Genomic DNA, 25,339 nt, shown 5'->3' with positions numbered 1-25,339 from the left:
AATTACGAAAATTATATAATTTACTTTTCTTAGAAATACTATTGCCCTTTCAGCTGAAACCCTTCTCATTGCTTGACAATTCAGGACGCTCAGGATACGCTATGTTGCGAAATGCAACATATGGTTTTATATTGCAAAACCTTTCATGAGGAGGATGTCCCCTCTTGAAGAGCGAAGAGAAGGATCCGCATCTTGTTCAATCCGTTCTGCGAACGTTGCGAATTCTCGAACTCCTGAACGACCGCGGCGAAACCGCTCTCGGCGAGATCGCGTCTTCCCTTTGTCTCGACAAGAGCACGGTTTACAGGCTCCTCGCGACGCTCAAACACCTCGGATATGTCCGCCAAACCGGACAGTACGGCGCGTATGCCAATACCCTCAAACTCTTCGAAATGGGAACAATCGAAGCCGACAGACTCGGATTCAAACGGATGGCGCAACCGTATCTTCAGAGTCTCGCAAGGCAGACGCGGGAAACCATCAACCTCGCGATCCTTTCCGGAGCATACGTGATGTACATCGACAAGATCGAAAGTCCGGAAGCGATACGCGTCGGGTACGGTATCGGGAAACGGGTTCCGGCATATGCCACCGGACTGGGCAAGATTCTTCTCGCCCATCTTCCGGAAGGCGACGTCAGACGGATCTTGGCCGGCGTCCAGTTCGTCCGATTCACGCCCAATACCGTCTCGGATCTGGAAGAACTGTTGCCGCAACTCCGGGTAATACGAAAAAGAGGGTTCGCGACAGACAACGAGGAATATGCGAAAGATCTGTCCTGCGTCGCGGCACCGGTCCTGAATCCGAACGGGGATGTGCTCGCCGCCCTGAGCGTGGCATACCCCCGCTACCGCTACAGGAAAGGGGGAAGCGATGAAAAACGTTTTCAGCATCTCGTCGTGTCCGCCGCAGCATCGCTCTCGGCGGATCTCGGAGTCATGAGGACCTGCACCGGACTTCCGGAAACGTACAGATCCGCGATGATTCCGCACGCATCCGCAAGCAAGGAGGAGGCTATCACATGAAATCCCTGTTTTTCTCCCTCTGGAAGTATCTGGGAAAAATCCAGAGGGGCATCATGATCGTGACATCCGTACTCGTCGTCATTCTGATTCTCGTACAGGTTGCGCTCCGCTATCTCTTCAAGCTGCCGCTGATGGGGGTCGAAGAGCTGGCGTGTATGGTCGGATTCTGGATGTACTTCGTTGGCGCCGCGAACGGCTCCCGCGAACGGAGCCACATCAAGGCCGACCTTTTGCACACATTCATCAGGAACAAGAGCGCGCTCTTCTGGGCGAAATCCATTGGAGCCTTCACGGTGACCATACTCGCGGGAATCATGATTTCGTGGACCTGGAAGTATTTCCAGTGGTCGCTGAAGAGCTGGGAGCGATCTCCGGCGCTGATGATTCCGATGGTGTACGCACAGGCGAGCCTGCTCGTGAGCGCGATCCTTATGTTTTTCTATTTCCTCGTTGAGCTGGTCGACTACGTCAGGCAGGCGTGCGGAGAGCCGCCGTTCGATCTTCCTGCAGACGAAGAGGCCGTCGCCTGCGATTCCGGCGACGTCTCTCTCTCCGAGGCGGTTTCCCCGAAGGGAAAGGGAGCGTAACTCATGCATATCATTATCGACCTCATCATTCTCGTCTCTACCATCGTCTTCGGAATCCCGGTCCCGTTCTGCTTCATGGCGGCCGCACTGTACATGGGCCTCATATTCTTTCCGGATTTCTCGTTCCTCATGACGGTGGGTTTCCGAGGGCTGAATTCCCTGACGCTGCTCTCGATCCCGTTTTTCATCATGGCCGGGGCCCTCATGGGAAGCGCCGGAATCGCAGAGCGTCTGACGGAATTCGCGAACTCGATGCTCGGACGCATCAAGGGCGGCATGGGCGCGGCGACGATCGTCGCATGCGCGATCTTCGGGGCCATTTCCGGAACGTGTTCCTCCGCAGTTGCATGCATCGGGAGCATCATGATCCCGAGACTCGAAGCCCTCGGCTACCCGCGGGGATACAGCACCGGCATGGTCAGCTGCGCGGCCGTTCTCGGACAGCTCATCCCGCCGAGCGTTCCGATGATCCTCTACGGATGGGTCACGCAGCAATCGGTCGCCGCGTGCTTCCTCTCGACCGTGGTTCCCGGACTCCTGACCATGACGCTTTTCTGCATCATCAATTTCTTTATGTGCCGGAATTTCCCGACCATACGCGTCGATCCTCCGCTGCCGCCGAAACAGCGGAACGCCGTTATCCTCACATCGTTCAAGCGCGGTTTCTGGAGCCTCCTGATGCCCGTCATCATCCTCGGCGGTATCTACGGCGGCATCACAACGCCTACGGAATCGGCGGCCGTTGCGGTCGCCTATTCAGTGTTCGTCGGATTCCTGATCCACAAGGAACTCAACATGAAGATCCTCGGCAAGGCCCTGTACTCGTCCGCGACAACCAGCGGCGTCATCACCCTGATGCTCTTCTTCGTGACGATCCTCGGACGACTCTATACGATGAAACAGGTTCCGATGCAGATTTCGACGTTCCTTCTGAGCTTTTCGAGCAACAAATACGTCATCCTCTTCATGGTCAACATATTCCTCATCATCATCGGGATGCTCATGGACGACCTCAGCGGAACGATGCTCTCCGCGCCGCTCCTCATGCCGCTCATGCTCAAGATCGGCGTCCATCCGATCCACTTCGCGGCGATCCTCGGGACGAACCTCGGGCTCGGGAACGTCACCCCTCCCACGGCACCCATTCTCTATCTCGGAGGCCGCATCGGAAACGTCTCGATCGACCAGTACATCAAGCCCGCGCTTATATTCATGATTTTCGGCAATATCCCCATCATTATTCTGACGACCTACTTCCCCGGGTTGTCCATGTGGCTTCCGCGACTGCTGATGGGGGTAAAATAGCAAAGGGGCGTGTCCTTTGAAAGGAGGTGACGGCGGGACCGGAACATTCCGATATCGGCGGTATTCGTGAAGTCCCGAAGCGTCTTTACGTGTGAGTATCGAACGGAGGTGTACGATGAGCACGAAACGATCACTGGCTCTCATATTTACCCTTGTTCTCACGCTCGGAATCGTCGCCATACTCGCCCAGTCTCCGGCACAGGCCGAACCGCAGTACAAGTGGAGGCTCGCGCAGGTGCATCCGGTTGACAGCGATTTCGACATCCGGGCGAAAGCGTTCGCCAAGAAGGTCTTCGACCGGAGCAAGGGGCGCATTCAGATCGACGTATTCTCGGGCGGCGTTCTCGGCGACTGGACCGAAACGTTTGAAATGCTGATGCGCGGCACCATCGAAATGACGATGGCCCAGGCCAACGCCAATTTCGACCCGAAGCTGAACCTGGCCTACTACTTCCCGTACCTCGTCAAGGACATGGACGAGGCCAAGAAGGTCTACGGACAGGATGGATGGGCGTACAAGATCATCCAGGATCTGTGGGCGACACACAACGTCAACGCGCTGGCGGTCTTCCCGGTCGGAATGGCCGGTGTTTCCCTGAAAACAAAGCCCGCGGATTACGCAAATCCGACAGTCTCCAAGGGACTCAAGGTTCGCGTCATGCCCATCAAACCCTGCGAGCTGACTTACGAAGCCCTCGGATACATCGCCACGCCGATCCCGTACGCCGAGGCCTATAGCGCCATTCAGACCGGCATCGCAGACGGCCAGATGGGCGGGCCTCCCTTCCAGGCATGGCAGTTCAAGGACGTCAACAAAGTCTGGATCCAGTACAACGACTTCTTCGAGTCCTGGTGGTTCGCCATCAACATGGACCTCTGGAAGAAGCTTTCCAAGGAAGATCAGGATATCGTCCGCACCGCGGCGAACGAAGAATCCCTGATCCGCTGGGACAACGTAGCGAAGGAAGACGAAGAATACCGTCAGAAACTGAAGGCGGAGTACGGCTGGGAAATCGTCATTCTGACCGCCGATCAGCTGAAGACCTGTGCCGATCACGTCCGCAAGGTCGTGTGGCCGAAGATGGAAGAGCTCGTCGGCAAGGAACTGATGGACAAGATCTACAAGGAATCCGGCATCGAGAAAGCGAAGTAAGCGAGACCCAACGGGCGGGGGGCTTCGGCCTCCCGCTTTTTTTAGGAACCCCGAAAGGAGATGTCATACGGTGACTCGGAATCTCAGCAACTGTCTGCGACTCGTCGAAGAAGACAGGGCAATCACTTCCCCCGGAGCAAAAGTTCCCTACTATCCTCTGGTCGTCCGGAAAGGATCGGGAGCGGTCATCGAGGATGCGGACGGGAACTCGTATATAGATCTTCTCGCAAGCGCCGGAGCCGTCAACACAGGTCACTGTCACCCGCGGGTCGTGGAAGCGATTCAGAGGCAGGCGGAGAACCTCATCCTCTACACACACGTCTACATGTACCACGAACCAATCATCGACCTGACGAAGGAACTCATCGCGATCACGCCGGGGGATTACCGAAAACGGATCTTCTACGGACTCTGTGGTTCGGATTCGAACGACGGAGCGATCAAGATGGCCCGATGGGCGACGGGACGCAGCAAGATCGTCGCCTTCATCCGCGCGTACCATGGGAGCACCTTCGGCGCGCTGAGCCTGAGCGGTGTCAGTCTCCCGATGGTACGCGGCATGGGGCCGCTCGTTCCGGAGATCTATCACGTTCCGTATCCCGATCCGTACAGGACTCCGTTCCCCGATATGTCGCCGGATCAGGTTTCGGATTTCTGCATCGAGCAGATCCGGATCGCATTCTCGAGTTACCTTCCGCCCGATGAAGTTGCAGCCATATTCATCGAACCGATTCAGGGCGACGCGGGATTGGTCGTTCCGCCCCTGAAGTTCATGAAGGATCTTCGCGCCCTGTGCGACGAATACGGCATCCTGCTGATCTCGGAGGAGGTCCAGCAGGGATTCGGCAGAACCGGCAAATGGTTCGGCATCGAGAACTTCGGTGTCGTCCCGGACGCGATCGTCATGGGAAAGGGGATCGCTTCCGGGCTGCCGCTCGGCGGCGTCGTCGCGAGGGCCGAGTACATGGACAACTGGCAGGCTCCTGCCCACCTCTTCACCGCCGCAGGAAACCCGGTCTGCTGCGCGGCTGCCCTTGCAACGATCGGCGTGATCCGCGACGAAGGACTTCTCGAACATACGACAAAGCTCGGCGAACACGTCATGGCTCGTTTCAGGAAAATGCAGGAGCGGTTCGAGATCATCGGTGACGTTCGCGGCATCGGTCTGTCCGTCGGAGTCGACCTCGTTACCGATCGCACGACGAAAGAGCGCAACCGGATTGCGGCCGCGAAAATCTGCTACCGCGCGTGGGAAAAGGGGTTGCTTCTTTCCTTCTTCAGCGGGTCGGTCTTCCGCATCCAGCCGCCTCTCGTGATCAGCCGGGAGCAGATGGACATCGCACTCGACTCGATCGAAGAGTCTTTTGAGGATTTCACCGCGGGCCGCATTCCGGATTCCGTCCTCGATACCGTCAAAGGCTGGTAAAAATTCGAAAGGAGAGACGTTCAATGCAGGAAACAGTGCTCCGGGGATCGTGGGTTCAGATCGAACGGGTCGTTTTGCGGCCCGAGCAACGGGCGCCCCACATCCCGGAAGAGACGCGGAAGGTCCCCCTGAAACTCTGGGCGAAAGGATTTCTCGAACAGGACGCGAATATCGGAGACACCGTCGCGATCCGGACATCGATCGGGCGGTGCCTCACGGGAAAACTCCTCGCAGTCAATCCTCCGTACGTTCACGGGTTCGGGCGGCCGATCCCCGAGCTTCTCGAAGTGGGAGAGGAACTTCGGAGCCTTATCGCGAAGGAGGAATCCAGATGACGGGGACAAGCTATCAGGAGGTCATGTCCCGAAAGGTCGAAATCATGAAGCGCGCGCTCGGGCTCGACTACGGAGAATTCGAGCGCGGCGGCATCGTGTTCGACTACGAGGAAATGATGCGGAAGGCGGGGTACTCTCTCGAAGAGGTCCGCGCGATTCAGGCGGAGACGAACGTGGGGAATACGCCTCTCATCGAGCTGAAGAACCTGACGGCCGCGGCACGGGCGCTCGCTCCGAAGGGAAAGGGAGCCCGGATTTTCCTCAAGGACGAAGCCTGCAATCCTTCGGGAAGCTTCAAGGATCGTCGCGCGTCCGTATCGTGCTATTACGCAAAAAAGCGTGGCTACGAAGGCGTCATCGCCGCAACGAGCGGGAATTACGGCGCAGCCGTCGCGTCGCAGGCGAACATGCGCAACCTCAAGTGCATCATTCTCCAGGAGCTCTTCGACAGCCGTTTCGTCGGCCAGCCGGAGATCCTCGAGAAGGGACGGAAGTGCGAGGCGTACGGCGCGGAAGTGCTCCAGATGACCGTCGGACCGGAGCTCTTCTACAACTTCCTTCTCGTCCTGGAAGAGACGGGCTTTTTCAACGCGTCGCTGTACACGCCGTTCGGCATCGCGGGAATCGAGACCCTGGGATCGGAAATCGTCGATCAGTTCATGCAGCGCGAGAGGCGCCACCCAGACGCGGTCGTCGTGACGAACGCGGGAGGCGGCAATCTCACCGGAACGGCACGCGGACTTCGGAAAGCGGGGGCCAAAGACACCATCGTCATCGGTGCGAGCGTCGATCTCTCGGGACTTCACATGGCGAGCGACCGCGACTTCAACCGAAAATCCTTCACGACGGGGCACACGGGATTCGGCATTCCGTTCACAACATGGCCCGACAGGTCGGACGTACCCCGGAACGCGGCGCGACCGCTGCGCTACATGGACCGGTACGTCACCATCACACAGGGCGAAGTCTTCTACATGACGGAGGCGCTCTCCGTCATCGAAGGGCTCGACAGGGGGCCGGCGGGGAACACCTCGCTGACGGCGGCCTTCGCGATCGCGCAGGAGATGGACCGCGACAAAACGATTGTCGTTCAGGAGACGGAATACACGGGTGCCGGAAAGCACGTGACCGCCCAACTGACTTTCGCACGGGAGAACGGCATCGAGATCCGGAGGGGAGACCCGAAGGAACAGATCCCCGGAAAGAATATCGTCATCCCGGTCGATCCGTCGATGATCCGGGCGAAGGATCTGTCGCTCGACGATCTCAGGGTCTCGTACCTTCACAATGCAATGAAAAATCGGCCGGCCGCCTCGCCGGAGCAGCTCAGCGACATCGAGACTCGATATCTCGCCGAAGAACTCGGCATTGCGACGTCAGCGCTCGAGCCGCTTCTCTTGCGGGCGCGACGAGCGTAGCATATAACCGGACCGAACGAGACGGTGAATGGCTAAGCGGGGGAGAGCGATACGCTCTCTTTCGCTTTCTTTATGGATGTACTGAGATCGAACCCAGCCTACAGATCGAAGCTCGCGATGACCGGGGTATGGTCCGACGGTCGCTCCCACCCCCGCGGAACCCTGTCGATGAAAGCGTCGATCGACCTTTCGGCGACGTCAGGCGACGCGAGAATGTGATCGATGCGCCATCCGATGTTCCGCTCGAGCGCTCCTTTCACCCTGTAATCGAAAAACGAAAACTCCCCCGCGTCGGGCCGGTGCTTCCTGAACACGTCGACGAATCCCCGGTCGAGAACCGCGCGATACGCCGCCTGGGCATCCTCGTGAAAACAGACGTGGTTCCGCTTGTTCTCCGGATGCGTGACGTCGGCATCCGTCGGAGCGATATTCAGGTCTCCCGTCCAGACGAGCGGCTTGCCGATGTACTCCCGGTCGAACAGGGCCCGAAGACGGGCAAAGAAACGAAGCTTCACCGCGTAGTCGGGGAGCGAAATATCCTTTCCCTGTGGAACGTAGGTATTCACGACGGAGACGCCGCGACAGACGCATCGGAGAACGCGCGTCTCGCCGTCGGGAAGCTCGCCGTCGCCGAGTCCGAACGAGACGTCTCCAAGCGCTTCCCTGCTCACGGCCGCGACGCCGTTGTACGATTTTTCTCCGCGGAACGCGGCGTGGTACCCCATCTCTTCGAAGTCTCCGAGCGGAAAATCCGCGTCGACGGCTTTCGTTTCCTGAATGCAGAGAAGGTCCACCGGCTGCTTCGCAAGCCACCGGCGAAGGATCGGAAGGCGACTGCGGACGGAGTTTACATTGAACGATGCGATGCGAAATTCCGACATGGAACGATCACTCCCCTTTCGAAGCCCGTACGGAACCAAGAGACATGCTGAGCAGCCCCATCAGGAGGAGCACGATGCCAGACATGCTCATGAAGGTCAGGGACTCCCCGAGGAGCAGAACTCCAAGGAGAAACGCCGTCAGCGGTTCGGTCAACGTCAGGGTATACGCCGTACTCATCGGAGTCGTCAGAAGCCCCCTGCTGAAAAGCGTATACGGGAGCGCCGTCGCGAGCGCCCCGAGATGCAACGCGACTCCCGTGCCCCGCACCGATACGATCCACGACATATCGGACAGCAGCAGAAACGGTGTCAGAACGAGCGCACCGAGACACAGCGCCGCAACCGCCGCATCCTCCGAAGGACGGACGCGGCCAATCCCCTTGATGCCGATCCCGCAGAACGCGTAACAGACTGATGCGATTGCCGCCAGCGACACCCCCGCCGCGTTTGCGGTCATTTCACTTCCACCGCGCGAGAGCAGGCAACACCCGGTGATCGCGAGAAACGTCGCGATACCCCAGCGAAACGTCAGTCGTTCCCCGTAGACAACCCTGCCGAGAACGCCGGCCGCAACGGGAGCACTTCCAACCGCGACCATCGTTCCGACCGCGACGCCGGTCAGGCGTAATGAGCTGAAGAAGCAGATCTGGAACAACGCCATGCCAAGCGCAGCTGGAATGCATGCCCTCCAGGGCCATGCTCCCCGGAAGAGAGCGAATCCTCGGCGCGCCATCGAGAAAAGAAGGAGCAACATCCCCGCGATACCGATGCGAACCGCCCCCACGACAAGCGGAGAAACCTCCATCGGAGAAAGAAGCGCCTGTGCCGTCCCGGACGTCCCCCAGAAGATGCCCGCCGCGATGATCGCGAAGGTACCTGCGGAATCGCCTTTCAGCTTCCTCACTCCCCTTTCCGGTTCAACCCGGCACCGACTCCGAGTAATCGTCGCGGTTCACGCGTCCCGAACAGATCTCGCCCCGCAGAAAACGGGCGACATTGCCGGCTGCGACAACGGCCGCATCGGCGAATCCTTCTTCGGCGCTGTTTGAGTTGTGAGGTGATCCAAGGACATTCGGAAGATCGAGAAATGGGAACCGAAGCGAAAAATCCCCTCCGCCCCAAGTCGGTTCCCGCCACCAGACATCGATCCCGGCGCAAAAGTCGGGATGCGTCATGCAATGCTCGTAGAGTGCCTCTTCGTCGACGAGATGCGCCCGGGCGACGTTCACGAAGATCGCGTCGGACTTCATTGCCGCGAGTTCGGCGCGGCCGATGACGTTCTTCGTCCGCCGCATCAGAGGAAGAGACATCACGACGATATCCGACAATCGAAGCCCCTCGTGGAGGTCGTCGAGCGTCCCGCAGAAAACGACGTCATCCGATGTCTTCCCCGAAGAGTTGACGGCCGCGATCTTCACCCCGAACGCCCTGAGGAGGTTCGCGACCCTCTTGCCAATGCCGCCGTACCCGATGATCCCGGCGGTCTTGCCGCGGAGAGTTCTGAGGACCGGCTCCTCCTTGTGGAAGCACCCTCTTCTCAATTCTTCGTGCAATGGCAGCAATTTTCTGGAAAGCGACAGAATCATCGCCAGAGTGTGCTCCGCAATCTGGGATGACCATCCCCCGGCGTTGCACGCAATCGGAAGAGACTCGGGAATGGAAGAAAACGGAAGGAAATCCACGCCCGTCGATATCGTCTGAAGGAATCGGACGCTTCCGAGGAGAGCGTATTCCTCCGGGCGAATTTCCCTATTGAAAAAGAAACACAGAATCGCGTCGCTGTTTCGGATCGTTCCGGATCTCGAGCTGTCCGGTTCGTCGGACAGGAAAGAAAGCGAGACGTCCGGTCCGAGAACTGAACGGATACGTTCCCTGAGCGCCTCCTCCATCGGACACGCCACCACAACCCGTTTCGCCACAGTCATACGGCATACCTCCCTGTAACCAGTATCGGAAGTATTATCACACAGTCGGGCGACAGACGCATCGCGGTTTTCCCCCCGGATGGTGACGTGTATAATATTTTCCTGAAGTCTCACTATTCTTCTTGCGAACGGGAGGGAAGAACATGACGTCACAGTGTTTCGAAATGAAAGATGCTCTGAGATACGGGATCCATGCGGAAATCGAGGCGAAGGAATTCTATCGCGTCTGGGCGGAAAGCGTGTCGGAACCGCATCTGAGGAAGGAGCTCATGGAGCTCTCGGATTGGGAGAACGAACACGAGGAAAGCCTCAGGAGCATGTACGAGAAAATGTACGGCGAAACATGCCCCATCGATCCTGCGATCGTCGTCTCTCCGGAACTCAAGGTTCAGACGAAGGACTTCGGAGATGTCACGTCACTCCTGCGGATCGCCTCCGCCGCGTATCTCTCGGAAATGCGGGCGGTGGAATTCTACGAGAAGCTCGCAAAGGAATCGAGCGGCGAGGCGTCCGTCATGTTCGGCAAACTCATGGAGATGGAAAAGGGGCACATGGATATCACCAAGAAGCAGTATCTCAGGATACGCGAGGACGTGGTCGGATTCCGGGCTTTCTGACCGGCGCGGACGTTCGCGAAAGAGGCGGTTCCGTTTTTCCGGAACCGCCTCTTTTTTAGAACGCCTTCTGCCGGAGCATCCTCCGGAGTACCTTTCCCGTGCTTGAAAGAGGAAACGTATCGATGAACTCGACCTTTCGCGGAACTTTGAAATGCGCGAGCTGGCTCTTGCAGTATTCAACGATCTCGCGCTGAGTGACCTCCGCCCCGTACTTCTTCCTGACGTATGCCATCGGAACTTCGCCGTTTACGGGGTGCGGCATTCCGACGACGATCGCCTGGGCGATCGCGGGATGCGCATGGAGCGTCGCCTCGACCTCCTGCGGATAGACGTTGAATCCTCCGACGATGATGATGTCGGTGACGCGATCGAGAATCGTCACGTTTCCTTCTCCATCGATCCGAACGTAATCGCCCGTATTGAACCATCCGTCGCTGAAGCGTTCCGCGGTCATGACGGAATCCCGGAAGTAGCGGTCCGTCACCGATGGTCCGCGGACCCACAGGACCCCCTCGTTGCCGTCCGCGGGCTCGCCGTTTTCCTTCAGGAGCTTCCATGTGTATCCCGCGATGAACGGCCCGACGGTGCCGAGTTTTCGCGTCGCGTAGGAGCGGTTGACGCACACGACGGGAGAACATTCCGTCAGGCCGTATCCCTCGAGCGGCCCGACGCCCATAACGCCCCTGACGCGTTCGTCGAGCTGGACGTTGAGCCGGTCTCCGCCGGTCACGATGAGACGGAGCTTTCCCGGAACCGTCGCTCCGTGTTCGATGGCGCTCAACGCCAGCGACAGCATCGTCGGCACCACGATCATCGCGCTGATTTCCGAATCGTTCATCGCCTTCAGGGCTCCGTTCAGCGGAAGAAAGGACGGAAGGATCGTCTGTTTCATGTTGCAGAGCAGCGGCATGAGTCCCGCAACCGTGTACCCGAATGAATGGAAGTTCGGAAGAACGTTGAGGAGCGTATCGCCTTCATGGAGTTCCGTGAGGTGGCGGAAGACCGTCGTCGCGTTGTCGTAAAGATTTCCGTGCGTCAGGGGAACTGCCTTCGGCAGTCCCGTCGTGCCCGATGTCGCGAAGATGACCGCGAGATCCTCGGATTCGGGTGTTCCATCCCGTCGAGTGAGGATGGGAAGCGGGTCATCCGCCCCGGTGAAGACCGACGGGATCCCTTTTTCCGCCAGCGCCGCGGCGAGATCGTCGAGTCCGTGGGCGAGGACGACGCAGAAGGGATCGACCAGCTCGAGCGTCCCCACGGCCGACGGAATTCCGGACTTCGCGTTGAGCGGCGAGATCGCCCCTCCGAGTCTCCAGGCGGCGATCGAAAGGGCCAGGACCTTCGGGGAGTTCGGGAGCAATGCGGCGACGCGCTGACCTTTGCCGAATCCCGACGATCGCAGTTTCTCCGTGCAGTCGTCGATGAAGGCGAGGAAGCGATCTGTCCTCCACCATTCCCCGTTCCACCAGAGAATGCGTTCTTCCGGCGACGGCGAGAGTCGCCCGAGAATCGCTCGTTCCAGTCGTTCCGTCATTCAGAGTCCACCTCTTCTCTCGATTCTCTTTTCAAAGTGGAGTTATGGTACCATATCCTCCGCACAGGGAGGAAGAGATCATGAACGAATACGAACATCATTCACGGAATGCTGACACCGCCATCCGCTCCTGCATTCCCGAAGCGGTCGCACTCAACCTCGCGATCGCGGCCAATCCGGAAACCGGAGGAAACGAGCGTTTCGCGTGTGCTGCCCATTCGGAATTCCTGCGTCACGCGGGCTTTTCCGTCGAAACTCCGTTTTGCGGCATACCGACGGCCTTCTGCGCGACGGGGGGAACCGGCGCTCCTGTCGTCGCCCTTCTCGTCGAGTACGACGCCCTTCCGGAAATCGGACACGGATGCGGACACTGTCTCCACGGCGCAATGTCTTCGCTTGCGGGAGCGGCACTGCTGCCGTTCGTAAACTGGACGGGCGGAACCCTGCGCGTCATCGGAACCCCGGCCGAGGAGACGAACGGGGCGAAGGTCACAATGGCGAAATCGGGCGTCTTCGACGACGTGACGCTCGCGATGATGATCCACTGCAACGACGTGACGAACTTCGTCCGATACCGGTCGCTCGCGATGGACGCGCCGGAATTCACGTTCACGGGACAGACGGCCCACGCGGCGGGCGCTCCCTGGGAGGGGCGAAACGCCCTGAACGGCGCGACGCTCTTTCTGCATGCGGTCGACATGCTGCGCCAGCACGTCCGTCCCGATGTCAGGATGCACGGCGTCATCACCGAAGGGGGGACGGCTCCGAACATCGTCCCGGACCGTGCGGTCGTTCGCTGCTACGCTCGCGCCCCGGAGCGGACCGCACTCGATGCACTCATGGACCGTATCGGGCGATGCGCCGCCGGAGCCGCAACGGCGACGGAAACGGATGTCTCCAGGCGGCTCGTGGAATACAGCTTCGACGATACGAAAGCGAACGAGAGCGCCGAAACGATGATGGAGTCGGTCTTCTCCGAACTCGGGCTTCCGCTCTCTCCCGCTCCCGGCCCCATCGGATCGAGCGACGTCGGCAACGTCAGCCACAGGTGCCCCTCGCTCCAGCCGCACCTTGCTATCACCGACACGCCGACTCCCCATCACACGAGGGAGTTCGCGCAAGCCGCATCGGGACCGCTCGCAGCGAAGGCGCTGGAAGTTGGAGCGCAAGCTCTCTCGCGGGCCGCGATTCGAGTCTTTCTCGACGGCGCTCTGCGGGACAGGATGCTCCGCGACTATGGAGCTTCCCGCAGCCGGACTCCGAGAACGCCGTAAGGCAGGGGGCGGAACGGACACTCCGCCACGATCCTGTTTTCGAGATCCTCCATGCATCGGAGCGGGCGGATGATGCGACCGTTTTCATCCCGGCAGTCGAGCGGAAACGCGACGGGCCTTGCCTCGATCGTGAGAGTATCGCGGCCGGTGAAGGCTGCGACGAGAAAATTCCATTCGGAAAGACCGAAATACTCGTCGACGAATCCTTTCGCAAGGGACTGCTCGCTTGCGGAAAGCGCGTCGAAATCCGGGATGAGGACGGCATACGGCGCGACGCGGATTCGCTCGGCCCTCAGGGGAATCCATCTGATGTTTTCTCCGGTTCCGGAAAGAAGAGGCCGGGACCACGCTTCGAACAGCTGATACACGGATGTCACCTCCGTGCGTTTCATTATAACTCTCCGACGCCCGACGTCCGCTCGGGAGTCAGGAATACGGAAAGGAACGATAATGAACGAAGCCGCCGTTCGCGCTCTCATACAGGGTCTTCGGGACGGGACCGTAACGGATGACGCATTTCTCAGGAAGATCCGCGCCCTCCCGTTCGAGGATCTCGGGGACGTCAAATTCGACACGCACCGTTCCCTGAGAAAGGGATTCTCCGAGATCGTCTATTGTCCCGGAAAAACCGACGACCATCTCAGGAAGATCGCCGGAACGTTCGCCGACCGCAATGAGCCCGTCCTATTTTCGCGTGCCGCGCCGGCGCAATACGACGTCGTCCGGGACATCATACCGGACGCCGTTCACTACCCGAAGGCCCGAATGATCGGCCTTCGTCCGCCGGTCGCCCCGGGTGTTCCGGGCCTCACCGTCGTCACGGCCGGAAGCAGCGATATCCCGGTAGCAGAGGAGGCCGCCGTGACTGCGGAGTACATGGGCTGCGCGGTCGAACGTCTTTTCGACGTCGGTGTCGCCGGAATCCACCGGCTGCTCTCGCATCTCCCGCTGCTCCAATCCTCGAAGGCCATCGTCGCCGTCGCAGGAATGGAGGGCGCGCTTCCGGGAGTTCTCGCCGGACTCGTAGCCTGCCCGGTCATCGCGGTTCCAACGAGCACGGGGTACGGCGCAAATCTCGGAGGCATCGCGCCGCTTCTGACGATGCTCAATTCGTGCGCCTCGGGCGTTTCGGTCGTCAATATCGACAACGGACTCGGGGGGGGGTATACCGGCGCGATCATCGCGCTCCAGGGAAGACGCGATGCCGCAGGCCATGAACGCGAGTAACGCAACGTCTCCGACAACGCAACGATACGGCGAGGGGGAGCGGATCTGCGATCCGCTCCCCCTCGCCGCTTCTCCAGTCGCTTCAGCCTTCAGGGCATTACGCGACGTCGATTGCCCCTCTATTCGGCAAGATACGCGATCAGGAGCTTCGTCGATTCCTCGAGCGCCCGAAGGTGCGTTCGCTCGTAATGGTGCGAGGCGTCCACCCCCGGACCGAAGCACGCGAAGTTCGCGTTGAATCCCTGCGTCATTCCGACGGACGCGTCCGAGCCGTATCGATAGTAGACATCGACGCGATAGTCGATCTCATGCTTCTTCGCGAGGTCGACGAGGCGTTTCCGGAATTCGAGATCGTACGGGGTCCGACTGTCCCTTGCGGCGATCGAAACGCACTTTTCAGAGGAGTTCGTTCCGGGAGCGACGATGCCGACATCGAGTGCGACGATTTCCGCCGCCTCTTCGGGAAGCCACGAGACGCCGTGCCCGACTTCCTCGTAGTTGCTGATGTAGAAGTGCGTGGTCGCGGCGAGACTCTTTCTGCTCGCTTTCATTGCCCTGATCGCGGCAAAGACCATCGCGATGCATGCCTTGTCGTCGAGGAAACGCGATTTGACGAAACCATTCTCGGTAACGACGGCTCTCGGCTGAAAGAAGACAAAGTCGCCGACTTCGATTCCGAGCGCGCGTACATCCGCAACGGTCGCGACATCCTCATCGAGACGAACCTCGATGGTGTCGTCCGTCCGCAGCGTTTCGCGGACAACCTCGGAAAACGCGTGGATGGAGGCCTTCTCGGGAAGAATGACGCCCGAGTATTCACGCCCATCCATCGTTCGGACGAGGATATTCTCCCCTTCCACCGACGACCACGCAAACCCTCCGATCTGCAGCAGCGACAGGCGACCGGTATCCTTTATTCTGCGGACGACTGCGCCGAGCGTATCGACGTGCGCGGTCACGACGCGGTGATTCTTTTTGTCCTTTCCCGGAATCGTTCCGATCAGCGCACCCTTTTTGGTCGTCGTGACCGTGACGCCGAGATCCGCGAATTCGGAGGCGACCATCTTCATCGCCTCGTCGCAATCTCCACCTACGGACGGGATGACCAGCAGATCGAGAAGGATCTTCCGGAGATACGTCATGTCGATATCGGGCATATCAGTGAGTTCCTCCATTCTTCAGATCGCGCGCGAAGTGGCAGGCGACGAAGCGGTTCGGTTCGATCTCTCTGAGTTCCGGAGTCTCAGACACGCACCTGTCTTGTCTGTAGCGGCAGCGCCCCGCGAAACGACACCCGTCCGGGGGTTCTATCGGACTCGGGACGTCCCCTTCGAGAATGATCCGATCGCGTTTCGATCCGACCTTGGCGAGCGGGATGGCCGAAAGCAGCGCCTGCGTGTACGGATGCAGAGGATCCGTGAAAATCACTTTATAGTCGGAGAGTTCGACGATCTTTCCGAGATACATGACGGCGATCCGGTCGGAAACGTGTTTGACGACGCTCAGGTTATGCGAGATGAAAACGTACGTATAGCCGAACTCCTTCTTCAGGTGGTCGAGGAGGTTGAGGATCTGCGCCTGGATACAGACATCGAGCGCCGAAACGGGCTCGTCCAGGACGATGAACTCGGGTTTGAGCGCAAGCGAGCGGGCGATACCGATCCGCTGCCGCCGTCCTCCGTCGAGTTCGTGCGGATAGACCGTCTCGAGTCGCGCAGCGAGTCCGACTGTATCCATGAGTTCCCGGATCCGGACATTCATCGATGCCTTGTCCCTGAACACCTTGTTGACGATAAGCGGCTCGGCGATGAGTTCGGCGACGCTCAGCCTCGGATTGAGACAGGAATACGGATCCTGGAAGACGATCTGAACGCGTTTGCGGAGATTCTTCATTTTCCCCGCGCTGTACTTGAGAATATCCTCCCCTTCGAATCGGACCTCTCCGGCTGTCGCCTCGAGCAGCCGGATCATTACGCGGCCGAGCGTACTCTTGCCGCACCCGGACTCTCCGACGAGCCCGAGCGTTTCCCCCTTCGTTATCCGGAAGCTCACGTCATCCACGGCGTGGAGGAGTCCCCGTTTCGTGTTGAAGTACTTCTTGAGGTTTTTGACTTCGACGAGTGCGCCGTTCTTCGTCATGAGGTCCGCTCCTTCCCGTTCTTTTCAGCCGCCGCGCGGACGGGGCAGGCAACTCTGTGCCCGGGTTCGATCTCGACGAAAGCCGGGGTTTCGCGAGAACACGATTCGACCGCGTACGGGCACCTCGGATGAAAGGAACAACCGGTCGGCAGGTTCGTGGGGTCCGGCATCAGTCCCATGATCGTCTTCAGCTCATCCCGATCCTCTTCGAGATCGGGTATCGAATTGAACAGACCTTCCGTATAGGGATGGACGTGTCGTTCGAAAAGCGTCTTCGTGTCGGCGTATTCGACGACGCGCCCGGCGTACATGATCGCGACCCTGTCGCAGATTTCGGCGACGATGCCGAGGTCGTGGGTGATCATGATCATCGATGTGTTGTATTGTCTCTTGAGGTCCTTCATGAGCTCGAGAACCTGCGCCTGAATCGTGACGTCGAGCGCCGTGGTCGGTTCGTCCGCTATGAGAAGCGCCGGATCGCAGGCAAGCGCTATGGCGATCACGACGCGCTGCTTCATACCGCCGCTGAACTGGTGCGGATAGTCCTTCGCGCGTTCCGGGCGGATCCCGACGACTTCGAGCATCCTGACGGCCTGCTCGAGAGCCTCCGTCTCGTTCACGTCGCGATGCAGCGATATCATTTCGGCGATCTGCCTGTCGACGGTCATGACGGGGTTGAGACTCGTCATGGGGTCCTGGAAGATCATCGCGATCCTGCCGCCGCGGATCGAACGCATTTCCGCCTCGCTCTTCGCCAGGAGGTCTTCGCCCCTGAAAATGATTTTCCCACCCTTGTACGCTCCGGGAGGACTCGGGATCAGGCGCATGATGCCGAGCGCTGTCGTCGTCTTGCCGGCACCGGTTTCGCCGACGAAGCCGAGCGTTTCTCCATACCCCAGTTCGAGGTACAAGTGCTCAACGGCGCGGACGCGTCCGGCCTCCGTTTCGTAGTGGATCGTGAGATCCTGTATATCGAGAAGCAATTCCCGTTCGTTCATCGCCCAGTCTTCACTCCTATCGCTTCAGCTTCGGGTCCAGCGCGTCGCGCAGGCCGTCACCCACGAAGTTGAGCGCCAGAATCGTAATCATGATCGCAAGTCCGGGGAACAGCGTCATGTAAGGATAATCCCGGATGTAACTGCGTCCGCCGGAGAGCATCGCTCCCCATTCCGGAATCGGCGGCTGGATGCCGAGGCCGATGAAGGAAAGTCCCGCCGCCGTGAGGATCGCCGTCGCGACGCCGAGTGTGGCCTGAACGATGATCGGAGCGAGGCAGTTGGGGATGATATGTTTGAAGATAATCCTGAGATCGGAAGAGCCGACGGCTTTCGCGGCCTCGACGAACTCCTGTCCTCGGATCGAGAGCACCGATCCCCGGACGATTCTCGCGTAGTTCGGAATCGCGGAGATTCCGACCGCTATCATGAGGTTGAAGAGGCCGGGGCCAAGCGACGCGGCGATGGCTATGGCAAGAAGGATCGACGGGATCGAGAGGAGAATGTCCATGACCCTCATCAGGGTGTTGTCGATCTTGCCGCCGTAGTACCCGGCGACAGCCCCGAGGAATCCTCCGATGAACATCGAGATTCCGACAGCGATGAACCCGACCTGGAGCGAGATGCGCGCTCCGTAGACGATCCGGCTGAAGATGTCGCGTCCGAACTCGTCCGTGCCGAAGATGTACGCCGACGACGGAGACTCGAACGCGTGCATGAGATTCTGCTTGGAATACGTGAAGGGAGCGATGACATTCGCGAAGATCGCCATGATGAACAGAACCGCGATCAAGATAAGCCCGACGACCGCCATGGGGCTCTTCTTGAGGCGATGCCAGACCTCCATGATGCCGCTCCGTCGTTTCTGAACAGTCTGCGTACTCATTTCGTCTCCTCCCGAACCTAGCGGTACTGCGCCTTGATGCGTGGGTCGACGAAGGCGTACAGAAGGTCGACAAGCAGATTCACGATGCTGAACGCCACCGCGACGTAGAGAACGCCGCCCTGGACCAGCGGATAATCGCGCATCTTGATGGCTTCGACCATGAGCCGGCCGACGCCGGGGATCGAGAAGATCGACTCGGTCAGGATGGCTCCGCCGAGAAGATGACCGAACTGCAATCCCACGATCGTGACGATTGGAATCAGCGCGTTTCCGAGCGCGTGGCGCCAGATGACCTTCCCTTCCGTTTGCCCTTTGGCTCGCGCGGTACGGATATAGTCTGACCGGATGACCTCGAGCATGCTCGACCGCGTCATCCGCGTCACGATCGCGATGACCTGCGCGGACAGGGCCACGGAGGGAAGCACCATCGCCGAGAACGTGTCGAATCCCGAGGAGGGGAACCAGCCGAGCCTGACGGAGAAGAGCAGGATCAGCAGAAGCCCCAGCCAGAAGACCGGCATCGAGAGACCGACCAGGGCGAAGAACATCGTGATCGAATCGAAAAGGGAGTATTGCTTTATGGCCGATATAATGCCGAAGGGAATGCCGAGGCAGATCGCGATGATGACCGAAAAGGCGGCCAGTTTGATCGTCGACGGGAACGCCGAGAGGATTTCATCGGAAACCGGACGTTTCGTCACATACGACCTTCCGATATCCCCCTTGAATGCGGCCTTGCCGACATAACGCACGAACTGGACGATAAAGGGATCGTCAAGCCCCTCCTTGACCCGGAACTGCTGTACCGCTTCTTCCGTTGCCTGATCTCCGAGAACCATACGCGCGGGATCACCCGGCGTCAGGTACAGGAGACTGAACACGATGAAGGTCACGCCGATGAGAACGGGAATCAGCGAGAGGACCCTTCGGAAAATGTATTTGAGCATCCGTTTCCACCCTTCCTCAAAAAATGCAGGAGCATAGAATAGTCCCCATGCTCCTGCTCCCGTACGTTTTCAGTGCCTGTGTCGCCGCGGAAAAATCCGCGACGAAACGTCACGTTCCTATTCGAAGGAAACGTTCGTCAGGACGTGATACCCGCGCGGGCTGGGCTGGAAGCCCTTGACATTCTTCTGGGTTCCGCAGATCTGCTCGTCGTTGTGAAGGTAAATCCACGGCTTCAGGGAATCGATTTTCTCCTGAAGATCCTTATAGAGTTTCTCGCGCTCCGGACCATTCGGCAACGCTTTGCCCTGTTCCATCATTTTGTCGACTTCGGGGTTCGAGAAGTAGGAGAAGTTCGTGCTCCCCGCCATCGAGGAGTGGAATACTCCGGAGACGGCGAACTCGGGATCCGGAACCGAGGCAACCCAACCAAGGATGAACATGTCGTGTGTCTTCTGCTTGAGTCCGTCGAGATATGCTCCCCACTCGAGAACCTTGATTTCAGCCTTTATACCGACTTCCTCAAGCTGGCTCTGGATGATCGTCGCCATATCGATGCGTTCCTTGCGCTCATTTGTCCAGATCTGGACGTTCAGGGGCAGTTTGACACCGGCTTCCGCAAGGAGCTTCTTTGCCTTCTCGACATCCTGAACATGCGGCTTCGCGTCCTTTATGGCATACAGGATGTTCGGAGCGATCGGTGCCACAGGGGCCTTGCCGACTCCACGCCAGACGGCTTTCTGGATTCCCACCGTGTCAAGTGCAAGACTGACGGCTTCGCGAACCTTTACGTTGTCGAAAGGCGGTTTCGAGCAGTTCAGTCCCATATAGGTCGTCGAGTTATCAACGACGCGCATCAGAGAAAGCTTGGGGTTTTCCTGAACTCTCTTGATATCGTTCGTCGTAATCTGGTAAGCGATGTCTATCGCGCCGCTTTCGAGCTCGATCGTGCGGTTCGTCGCCTCCGGAATGGAGCGCATGACAAGCGTCTTGTAAGCCGGCTTCTTGCCCCAGTATTCTTCATTCCTCTCAAGCGTGATCCTGTCGCCCTTCGCCCAGCTCTTGAACTTGAAGGGACCCGTTCCGACAGGATTCATGCCGTAACTGTCACCCGCAGCCTCGACGGCTTTCTTGTTGAGAATGCTGCCGCACGTGTGCGTCAGAGCCATCAAAAACGGCGTGAAGGGGCGTTTCATCTTGAAGACGACCGTATAATCGTCAATGGCCTCGATCGTATCGATATCGTCGACGTACTGGCGGATGGAGGCGCCTGCCGGGGTTTTTGCACGTTCAAAGGTGTACTTGACGTCGGCCGCCTTCATTTCCTCGCCGTTATGAAACTTGACACCCTTGCGAAGGGAAAATTTATACGTCAGGTTATCGACGATCTCGTACTTTTCAGCAAGTTGCGGAACCGGCTTGCCATCTGGTCCGAGAGCAAGAAGATTGTCATAGACATGGAGGCACATTCCGGAAGTCGCAACATCATTCGTCGCGATCGGATCAAGAGTCTTTGCATCGTAGATGTTCGCGACGATCAACGTATCCTTCGCGAGCGCGACGCCCGCGAACGCGCCGGCGAAGATTGCCGCCGCTGCCGCAAGAAGTGCCAGTTTCGTGAAACGCTTCATCCTTCCATCTCCTTTTCTTGTGTGAAATTGAGTTCCCTCTTGGTGATGTTTCCCGCTGAAGCTAACTGCATTTCACTTACCCGGGTAAAAAGAAACTGCCAGAACCCAGCAGAGGACTGGGTCCATTTGCCGATACTGGATTATGAAGGTTCCCGTCGTTTCAGTCAACTCAGTTTTGCGCTTATACTGTATTCTGCGTCATTGCTTCGCGTCCCCCGATATCCAACTTACAAGCGAGGTGTTTCGTGTGCGTTCTCCAATCATCGGCATTCCATCCGGCGTTCTCCGTTCGGCGGATCCCCTTTCACCGGTTCCCGAACGATGTTGCGTTCCGAAGGACTACATCGACGCACTCAGAAGATGCAACGCATGCCCTCTCATCGTTCCCACGGGAAAGGCGGACGGCTTCCCCGGCGATCTTTTCGAAATCGTCGACGGGATCCTTCTTCCTGGCGGTGCGGACGTCGACCCCGCCCTTTACGGCGAGGAGCCTCATCCGGCGATCGAGTATTTCGATCCGGAACAGGACGTTTTTCACATCGCGACGGCACTGGAAGCCATATCGAGAGATCTTCCACTCCTCGGCATATGCCGTGGAGAACAGATCCTCAACGTGGCTCTCGGAGGGACGCTCCATCAGGACCTTCCCTCGCTGCGGCAGAATCTCGTATGCCACGATCAGAAAGCCGACCGCCGCAACGCGACGCACAGCGTTCTCGCGGAAGAGAACTCGCTCGTCGCTTCCCTTTTCGGGGCGCGATTCAGGACCAACAGCTTCCACCATCAGGCCGTGAAAACTCTTGGCGACGGGCTCGTCGTCACCGCCAGGGCCTCAGACGGAATCATCGAAGCGGTGGAGATGAAGGAAAAAACCTTCGTCATCGGCGTCCAGTGGCATCCTGAGATGCTCGTCGCAGGAGGGGACGGGATGCTTCCGCTCTTTCGCCGCTTCCTCGAAGCGGCTTCCTCTCGAAGAAGCGAACGTCCCGTACGCGAAGGGTGGTGAGTTTCACCCCACCGCCCGGAACTCCCGAACCATGTCTATAATGAGTCACCGGAACGTGAAGGAAGCGAATGGAGGGGATTGCCACGATTACGAGATCACTTATTGAACGCGTTTTTTCTGCGGCCAGCATCGAGAGATGGAACGATCACCCCCATCCATCTTCCTTTTCCGAACTCGGCAAGCAGGCGCACAAGATGGTCATCGCATACGTTCTCGCGCGGAGAGAAATCGACCTTGGGCACGGCCCCATCGATTGGACGGAGCTCATTGAAGGAGGGATTTTCGAGTTCCTTCACAGGGTGCTCCTCACGGACATCAAGCCCCCGGTCTTTCACAGATTCATGGAAGACCGGGAACAGAGGCGAAAGCTCAACGTCTGGGTGGCATCGCAGTACCGTCCCGACCTCGAGTACCTCCCGGGAGGCCTCTCCGGGCGTTTCGAGCGATATATCCTTTCCGATGCGACGTCACCGGAGCGGCGTATCCTGCGGGCCGCACACTACCTCGCGACGAAATGGGAGTTCGATTTCGTGTACGAGTGGAGCCGGAGGATGTACCGCATCGAGGAGACCCGCAAGGAAATCTACAGCCAGGTCGAGGATCTCGCGGACATCCCTTCGGTCCGGGAGATCCTCACGGCTTGGGAGGCGCCCGATGACCAGAAGGGAGTTCTCGGGTTCGTTTCCCTCGTCGGCCAGCTCGGATTCCAGAAGAGATGGGCGCAGACGCCGCGCATCCCGCAGACATCCGTCCTCGGACACCTGCTTTTCGTGGCGATCCTGTCGTATCTCGTCGCACTCGAGATCGGGGCCTGTCCCCGCCGCGCGTACAACGACTTTTTCGGCGGACTCTTCCATGACCTCCCGGAGGTTCTCACGCGCGATATCATCTCGCCGGTCAAGAATTCGGTCGAAGGGTTCGACGACATGATCCGGCGTTACGAGCGCAAGGCGATGGAGGGAAAGATCTATCCGCTGCTTCCGGAATCGTGGATCGCCGAGATCGCGTATTTCACCGAAGACGAGTTCCGGAACAAGATATGGCCCGAAAGCGACGCCATGCCGACTGTTTTCGCGGACGCGGATATGTCGGGGGACCACAACAATCCGGAATCGAACCCGCTTGACGGACGCGTCATAGAGGCCTGCGACAAACTCGCCGCGTATATCGAGGCGTCGCTCTCGATCCGGCTCGGGATTACATCCTCCGCACTCGTCGAGGGACGCGAGAAGGTCTATCAGCGTTTCAACAGGTATACCCTGTCTGGGTTCCACATGGGGACGCTGTTCGATTACTTTCGATGACCCTCCCGGAGAAAACGAAGGCACGCTCCGGCGCAGACCGAGGAAGCAACCGCGATCGATCCTTCGTCCGGAGCGAATTCCGGTGAGTGGAGCGGGGCGGCATTCGCCTGCGAGGCCGTTCCGAGAAGGAAGTACGTTCCGGGAACGCGCTCGAGAAAGTACGCGAAGTCGTCCACTCCCATGCTCGGTTCCGTGATCTCGCGGACGTTCTCCCGCCCGAGGGCATCCGCCGCGCAGTTCCCGACGAACGCCGTGATTGCCGGGTCGTTGACGAGACATGGATATCCTTCGTGTCTCGTCAACGAGCATTCCGCTCCGAAAGCGGCCGCGACATCCGTCACGATCTCCCGGATTTTCCCGAGGAGACGTGAGCGCGAATCGCCGGAAAGGGTCCGCAAAATGCCTTTCATCGAAACGGAGTCGGCCACGACGTTCCGCGCTCTTCCTCCGGAAATCTCACCGATCGTGAGGACGGCGTGATCGCGGGGGTCGGTCATTCTCGCGACAGTGTGCTGCAATGCACAGACGATATGCGCCGCGACGACGACGGCATCGATCCCCCGCTGTGGTTCCGCGCCGTGACACCCTCGTCCGGAAATTCTAAAATCGAGCATATCCGACGCGGCACGGAAACGTCCGGGAGCCATTCCGACGCTGCCGACCGGCAGTTCCGGCGAACAGTGAAACGAGAAGATCGCATCAAGAGTCGGATCGTCGATCGCTCCATCGAGAATCATCGGAAGCGCCCCACCGGACGTTTCCTCCGCCGGCTGGAAAAGAAAGACGACATTTCCTCGAAGGCGTTCGCGACGCCTCGAAAGAAGGCGGGCCGCCCCGAGGACTCCCGCAATATGGATATCGTGCCCGCAGGCGTGCATGATTCCGGGATTCCGCGACGCGAACGGGGCTCCGGAACTTTCAGTGATCGGCAACGCGTCCATATCCGCGCGGAGGCCCGCCGTCCGGCCGGGAGCGACGCCGCGAAGCACGCCGACGATCCCCGTCCCGGCGCACCGCCTCGTCCGGACTCCGATTCGCACCAACTCGGCCTCGATCATTCCGGCAGTCCGTCCAAGGTCGAAATCCAGTTCCGGAAATTGATGGATCGCGCGCCGCACGGAAATCGGAACCCCGGCGTCATTACGCGCCTCGTCGAAAAGGGCGACCGCCTCGCCGGCGGTATCGTGAAGAGCTATACCCATCTCCGTATTTCTCCTCTCTTGACGGGGTCCCTGACGCCGATATACTGATACCGTCATTTTCCAGAAAATGAAAATGAACTCTCACTGACCGTACGAACGGAGGAGATCGCCATGTCCCCAAAGACCCGGAATGTAGTGATTATAGCGCTGGTTCTCGTTGCGGCCGCAGGAATCTTCGTAATGCGCAGACCGGAAGATACGACCGCGAAGGAACGGCCCGCAGTCCCCGGGAAGCTCCCGCTCGTCATGATCCTTCAGTCCCAGAGCTGCCCCGCGTGCAAGCAGATGTCGATCGTGCTGAAGCAGTTCTCCGAAAAATACGGGAAACAGGTTCTCGTCGAAGAGGTCGACATCATGCGGAATCCGCAGCTGGCGCAGGAATTCAAGGTCCGGTACATTCCGATGCTCGTCTTCAGGGACGGGCAGGGAAAGCTCCTCGGAACGCACGTCGGATACCTCCCCCTCGATTCTTTCATGAAAAAGCTCGGCGAGGTCGGGATCAGGGTCGACGAAGGGAAGTAGGC

General features: G+C 59.0%; 25 protein-coding genes. 13 read left to right on the top strand and 12 right to left on the bottom strand.

The window, feature by feature from the left end; translation table 11 throughout:
* Positions 1 to 164: 164 nt before the first annotated feature.
* From ACZ5IU_RS13735 to ortB, 7 genes are all read left to right on the top strand, one after another.
* Positions 165 to 1,025, top strand: coding sequence for an IclR family transcriptional regulator (locus tag ACZ5IU_RS13735; protein ID WP_464418279.1), 861 nt, complete (start codon positions 165 to 167; stop codon positions 1,023 to 1,025).
* Positions 1,022 to 1,612 carry a TRAP transporter small permease gene (locus ACZ5IU_RS13730; protein ID WP_464418277.1) on the top strand — a complete coding sequence of 197 codons (591 nt, stop codon included), beginning with the start codon at positions 1,022 to 1,024 and terminating at the stop codon, positions 1,610 to 1,612. Before ACZ5IU_RS13735 ends, ACZ5IU_RS13730 begins: the two co-directional genes overlap by 4 nt.
* 3 nt (positions 1,613 to 1,615) lie before the next feature.
* The gene (locus ACZ5IU_RS13725) at positions 1,616 to 2,917 is read left to right on the top strand and encodes a TRAP transporter large permease (protein ID WP_464418275.1); all 1,302 of its coding nucleotides are present in this window, start codon (positions 1,616 to 1,618) and stop codon (positions 2,915 to 2,917) included.
* 115 nt (positions 2,918 to 3,032) lie between these two features.
* Positions 3,033 to 4,070: a TRAP transporter substrate-binding protein DctP gene (gene dctP, locus ACZ5IU_RS13720; protein ID WP_464418273.1), complete on the top strand. Its 1,038-nt coding sequence runs from the start codon at positions 3,033 to 3,035 to the stop codon at positions 4,068 to 4,070.
* 70 nt (positions 4,071 to 4,140) lie between these two features.
* A complete protein-coding gene (locus ACZ5IU_RS13715; protein ID WP_464418271.1) occupies positions 4,141 to 5,496 on the top strand; it encodes an aspartate aminotransferase family protein in 1,356 nt (451 codons plus the stop codon).
* A gap of 23 nt (positions 5,497 to 5,519) precedes the next feature.
* Positions 5,520 to 5,831, top strand: coding sequence for a 2-amino-4-oxopentanoate thiolase subunit OrtA (gene ortA, locus ACZ5IU_RS13710; RefSeq protein WP_464418269.1), 312 nt, complete (start codon positions 5,520 to 5,522; stop codon positions 5,829 to 5,831).
* A complete protein-coding gene (ortB, locus tag ACZ5IU_RS13705; protein WP_464418267.1) occupies positions 5,828 to 7,249 on the top strand; it encodes a 2-amino-4-oxopentanoate thiolase subunit OrtB in 1,422 nt (473 codons plus the stop codon). Before ortA ends, ortB begins: the two co-directional genes overlap by 4 nt.
* 98 nt (positions 7,250 to 7,347) lie before the next feature.
* Here ortB and xth read toward each other — a convergent pair whose 3' ends face one another.
* The 3 genes from xth to ACZ5IU_RS13690 are packed head-to-tail and all read right to left on the bottom strand — an operon-like array spanning position 7,348 to position 10,055.
* Positions 7,348 to 8,130: an exodeoxyribonuclease III gene (gene xth / locus ACZ5IU_RS13700; RefSeq protein ID WP_464418265.1), complete on the bottom strand. Its 783-nt coding sequence runs from the start codon at positions 8,128 to 8,130 to the stop codon at positions 7,348 to 7,350.
* Positions 8,131 to 8,137: 7 nt separating this feature from the next.
* The gene (locus tag ACZ5IU_RS13695; protein ID WP_464418263.1) at positions 8,138 to 9,034 is read right to left on the bottom strand and encodes a DMT family transporter; all 897 of its coding nucleotides are present in this window, start codon (positions 9,032 to 9,034) and stop codon (positions 8,138 to 8,140) included.
* Between the two features lie 13 nt (positions 9,035 to 9,047).
* Complete coding sequence (locus tag ACZ5IU_RS13690) at positions 9,048 to 10,055, bottom strand: 2-hydroxyacid dehydrogenase (RefSeq protein WP_464418261.1); 1,008 nt, start codon at positions 10,053 to 10,055, stop codon at positions 9,048 to 9,050.
* A gap of 143 nt (positions 10,056 to 10,198) precedes the next feature.
* Between ACZ5IU_RS13690 and ACZ5IU_RS13685 the strand changes: the two genes are divergently transcribed.
* Positions 10,199 to 10,672, top strand: coding sequence for a ferritin family protein (locus tag ACZ5IU_RS13685; protein ID WP_464418259.1), 474 nt, complete (start codon positions 10,199 to 10,201; stop codon positions 10,670 to 10,672).
* 55 nt (positions 10,673 to 10,727) lie between these two features.
* On the opposite strand, the gene ACZ5IU_RS13680 is transcribed toward ACZ5IU_RS13685, so the two are convergent.
* Entirely contained in the window at positions 10,728 to 12,206 is a 1,479-nt protein-coding gene (locus ACZ5IU_RS13680) for an AMP-binding protein (protein WP_464418257.1), read from the bottom strand.
* An 80-nt stretch (positions 12,207 to 12,286) separates the two neighbouring features.
* Here ACZ5IU_RS13680 and ACZ5IU_RS13675 point away from each other — a divergent pair, with 80 nt between their 5' ends.
* Positions 12,287 to 13,480, top strand: a complete 1,194-nt coding sequence (locus ACZ5IU_RS13675; protein WP_464418255.1) for a M20 family metallopeptidase — start codon at positions 12,287 to 12,289, stop codon at positions 13,478 to 13,480.
* Here the strand turns inward: ACZ5IU_RS13675 and ACZ5IU_RS13670 are convergent.
* Complete coding sequence (locus ACZ5IU_RS13670) at positions 13,441 to 13,872, bottom strand: hypothetical protein (RefSeq protein WP_464418253.1); 432 nt, start codon at positions 13,870 to 13,872, stop codon at positions 13,441 to 13,443. The two genes, ACZ5IU_RS13675 and ACZ5IU_RS13670, sit on opposite strands and share 40 nt — an antisense overlap.
* Positions 13,873 to 13,930: 58 nt before the next feature.
* Here ACZ5IU_RS13670 and larB point away from each other — a divergent pair, with 58 nt between their 5' ends.
* On the top strand, positions 13,931 to 14,707 hold the full coding sequence (gene larB, locus ACZ5IU_RS13665) for a nickel pincer cofactor biosynthesis protein LarB (protein ID WP_464418251.1): 777 nt from the start codon (positions 13,931 to 13,933) through the stop codon (positions 14,705 to 14,707).
* 119 nt (positions 14,708 to 14,826) lie between these two features.
* Here larB and ACZ5IU_RS13660 read toward each other — a convergent pair whose 3' ends face one another.
* The 6 genes from ACZ5IU_RS13660 to ACZ5IU_RS13635 form a co-directional block, all read right to left on the bottom strand.
* Positions 14,827 to 15,864 carry a M42 family metallopeptidase gene (locus ACZ5IU_RS13660; protein WP_464418249.1) on the bottom strand — a complete coding sequence of 346 codons (1,038 nt, stop codon included), beginning with the start codon at positions 15,862 to 15,864 and terminating at the stop codon, positions 14,827 to 14,829.
* 1 nt (position 15,865) lies between these two features.
* Positions 15,866 to 16,846 carry an ABC transporter ATP-binding protein gene (locus ACZ5IU_RS13655; RefSeq protein ID WP_464418247.1) on the bottom strand — a complete coding sequence of 327 codons (981 nt, stop codon included), beginning with the start codon at positions 16,844 to 16,846 and terminating at the stop codon, positions 15,866 to 15,868.
* On the bottom strand, positions 16,843 to 17,844 hold the full coding sequence (locus tag ACZ5IU_RS13650; protein WP_464418245.1) for an ABC transporter ATP-binding protein: 1,002 nt from the start codon (positions 17,842 to 17,844) through the stop codon (positions 16,843 to 16,845). The genes ACZ5IU_RS13655 and ACZ5IU_RS13650 overlap by 4 nt, the downstream gene beginning before the upstream one ends.
* A 16-nt stretch (positions 17,845 to 17,860) precedes the next feature.
* Entirely contained in the window at positions 17,861 to 18,727 is an 867-nt protein-coding gene (gene nikC / locus ACZ5IU_RS13645; RefSeq protein ID WP_464418243.1) for a nickel transporter permease, read from the bottom strand.
* A gap of 17 nt (positions 18,728 to 18,744) precedes the next feature.
* Positions 18,745 to 19,674 carry a nickel ABC transporter permease gene (nikB, locus tag ACZ5IU_RS13640; RefSeq protein ID WP_464418241.1) on the bottom strand — a complete coding sequence of 310 codons (930 nt, stop codon included), beginning with the start codon at positions 19,672 to 19,674 and terminating at the stop codon, positions 18,745 to 18,747.
* Positions 19,675 to 19,791: 117 nt separating this feature from the next.
* A complete protein-coding gene (locus ACZ5IU_RS13635) occupies positions 19,792 to 21,303 on the bottom strand; it encodes an ABC transporter substrate-binding protein (protein WP_464418239.1) in 1,512 nt (503 codons plus the stop codon).
* Between the two features lie 247 nt (positions 21,304 to 21,550).
* Here ACZ5IU_RS13635 and ACZ5IU_RS13630 point away from each other — a divergent pair, with 247 nt between their 5' ends.
* Together ACZ5IU_RS13630 and ACZ5IU_RS13625 are read left to right on the top strand one after the other, a co-directional pair.
* Positions 21,551 to 22,309 carry a gamma-glutamyl-gamma-aminobutyrate hydrolase family protein gene (locus ACZ5IU_RS13630; protein WP_464418237.1) on the top strand — a complete coding sequence of 253 codons (759 nt, stop codon included), beginning with the start codon at positions 21,551 to 21,553 and terminating at the stop codon, positions 22,307 to 22,309.
* A gap of 68 nt (positions 22,310 to 22,377) precedes the next feature.
* Complete coding sequence (locus tag ACZ5IU_RS13625) at positions 22,378 to 23,613, top strand: HD domain-containing protein (protein WP_464418235.1); 1,236 nt, start codon at positions 22,378 to 22,380, stop codon at positions 23,611 to 23,613.
* On the opposite strand, the gene ACZ5IU_RS13620 is transcribed toward ACZ5IU_RS13625, so the two are convergent.
* Entirely contained in the window at positions 23,601 to 24,815 is a 1,215-nt protein-coding gene (locus ACZ5IU_RS13620; RefSeq protein WP_464418233.1) for a M20 metallopeptidase family protein, read from the bottom strand. The two genes, ACZ5IU_RS13625 and ACZ5IU_RS13620, sit on opposite strands and share 13 nt — an antisense overlap.
* Before the next feature lie 111 nt (positions 24,816 to 24,926).
* Between ACZ5IU_RS13620 and ACZ5IU_RS13615 the strand changes: the two genes are divergently transcribed.
* Complete coding sequence (locus ACZ5IU_RS13615) at positions 24,927 to 25,337, top strand: thioredoxin family protein (protein WP_464418231.1); 411 nt, start codon at positions 24,927 to 24,929, stop codon at positions 25,335 to 25,337.
* Positions 25,338 to 25,339: the final 2 nt, after the last annotated feature.

The sequence above is a fragment of the Lactivibrio alcoholicus genome, assembly GCF_055390895.1.
The sequence above is the reverse complement of the archived record's forward strand: the minus strand, read 5'-3'. Positions and strand labels throughout refer to the sequence as shown.

Excerpts from the sequence above, each read along its gene's own strand:
- ACZ5IU_RS13670 (WP_464418253.1), bottom strand. The coding sequence starts at position 13,872 with ATGAAACGCACGGAGGTGACATCCGTGTATCAGCTGTTCGAAGCGTGG.
- ACZ5IU_RS13655 (WP_464418247.1), bottom strand. The coding sequence starts at position 16,846 with ATGACGAAGAACGGCGCACTCGTCGAAGTCAAAAACCTCAAGAAGTAC.
- ACZ5IU_RS13730 (WP_464418277.1), top strand. The coding sequence starts at position 1,022 with ATGAAATCCCTGTTTTTCTCCCTCTGGAAGTATCTGGGAAAAATCCAG.
- ACZ5IU_RS13660 (WP_464418249.1), bottom strand. The coding sequence starts at position 15,864 with ATGCCCGATATCGACATGACGTATCTCCGGAAGATCCTTCTCGATCTG.
- ACZ5IU_RS13680 (WP_464418257.1), bottom strand. The coding sequence starts at position 12,206 with ATGACGGAACGACTGGAACGAGCGATTCTCGGGCGACTCTCGCCGTCG.
- nikB (WP_464418241.1), bottom strand. The coding sequence starts at position 19,674 with ATGCTCAAATACATTTTCCGAAGGGTCCTCTCGCTGATTCCCGTTCTC.
- ACZ5IU_RS13690 (WP_464418261.1), bottom strand. The coding sequence starts at position 10,055 with ATGACTGTGGCGAAACGGGTTGTGGTGGCGTGTCCGATGGAGGAGGCG.
- ACZ5IU_RS13625 (WP_464418235.1), top strand. The coding sequence starts at position 22,378 with ATGGAGGGGATTGCCACGATTACGAGATCACTTATTGAACGCGTTTTT.
- dctP (WP_464418273.1), top strand. The coding sequence starts at position 3,033 with ATGAGCACGAAACGATCACTGGCTCTCATATTTACCCTTGTTCTCACG.
- xth (WP_464418265.1), bottom strand. The coding sequence starts at position 8,130 with ATGTCGGAATTTCGCATCGCATCGTTCAATGTAAACTCCGTCCGCAGT.
- ACZ5IU_RS13615 (WP_464418231.1), top strand. The coding sequence starts at position 24,927 with ATGTCCCCAAAGACCCGGAATGTAGTGATTATAGCGCTGGTTCTCGTT.
- ACZ5IU_RS13650 (WP_464418245.1), bottom strand. The coding sequence starts at position 17,844 with ATGAACGAACGGGAATTGCTTCTCGATATACAGGATCTCACGATCCAC.
- ortB (WP_464418267.1), top strand. The coding sequence starts at position 5,828 with ATGACGGGGACAAGCTATCAGGAGGTCATGTCCCGAAAGGTCGAAATC.
- ACZ5IU_RS13675 (WP_464418255.1), top strand. The coding sequence starts at position 12,287 with ATGAACGAATACGAACATCATTCACGGAATGCTGACACCGCCATCCGC.
- ACZ5IU_RS13620 (WP_464418233.1), bottom strand. The coding sequence starts at position 24,815 with ATGGGTATAGCTCTTCACGATACCGCCGGCGAGGCGGTCGCCCTTTTC.
- nikC (WP_464418243.1), bottom strand. The coding sequence starts at position 18,727 with ATGAGTACGCAGACTGTTCAGAAACGACGGAGCGGCATCATGGAGGTC.
- larB (WP_464418251.1), top strand. The coding sequence starts at position 13,931 with ATGAACGAAGCCGCCGTTCGCGCTCTCATACAGGGTCTTCGGGACGGG.
- ACZ5IU_RS13725 (WP_464418275.1), top strand. The coding sequence starts at position 1,616 with ATGCATATCATTATCGACCTCATCATTCTCGTCTCTACCATCGTCTTC.
- ACZ5IU_RS13685 (WP_464418259.1), top strand. The coding sequence starts at position 10,199 with ATGACGTCACAGTGTTTCGAAATGAAAGATGCTCTGAGATACGGGATC.
- ACZ5IU_RS13635 (WP_464418239.1), bottom strand. The coding sequence starts at position 21,303 with ATGAAGCGTTTCACGAAACTGGCACTTCTTGCGGCAGCGGCGGCAATC.
- ortA (WP_464418269.1), top strand. The coding sequence starts at position 5,520 with ATGCAGGAAACAGTGCTCCGGGGATCGTGGGTTCAGATCGAACGGGTC.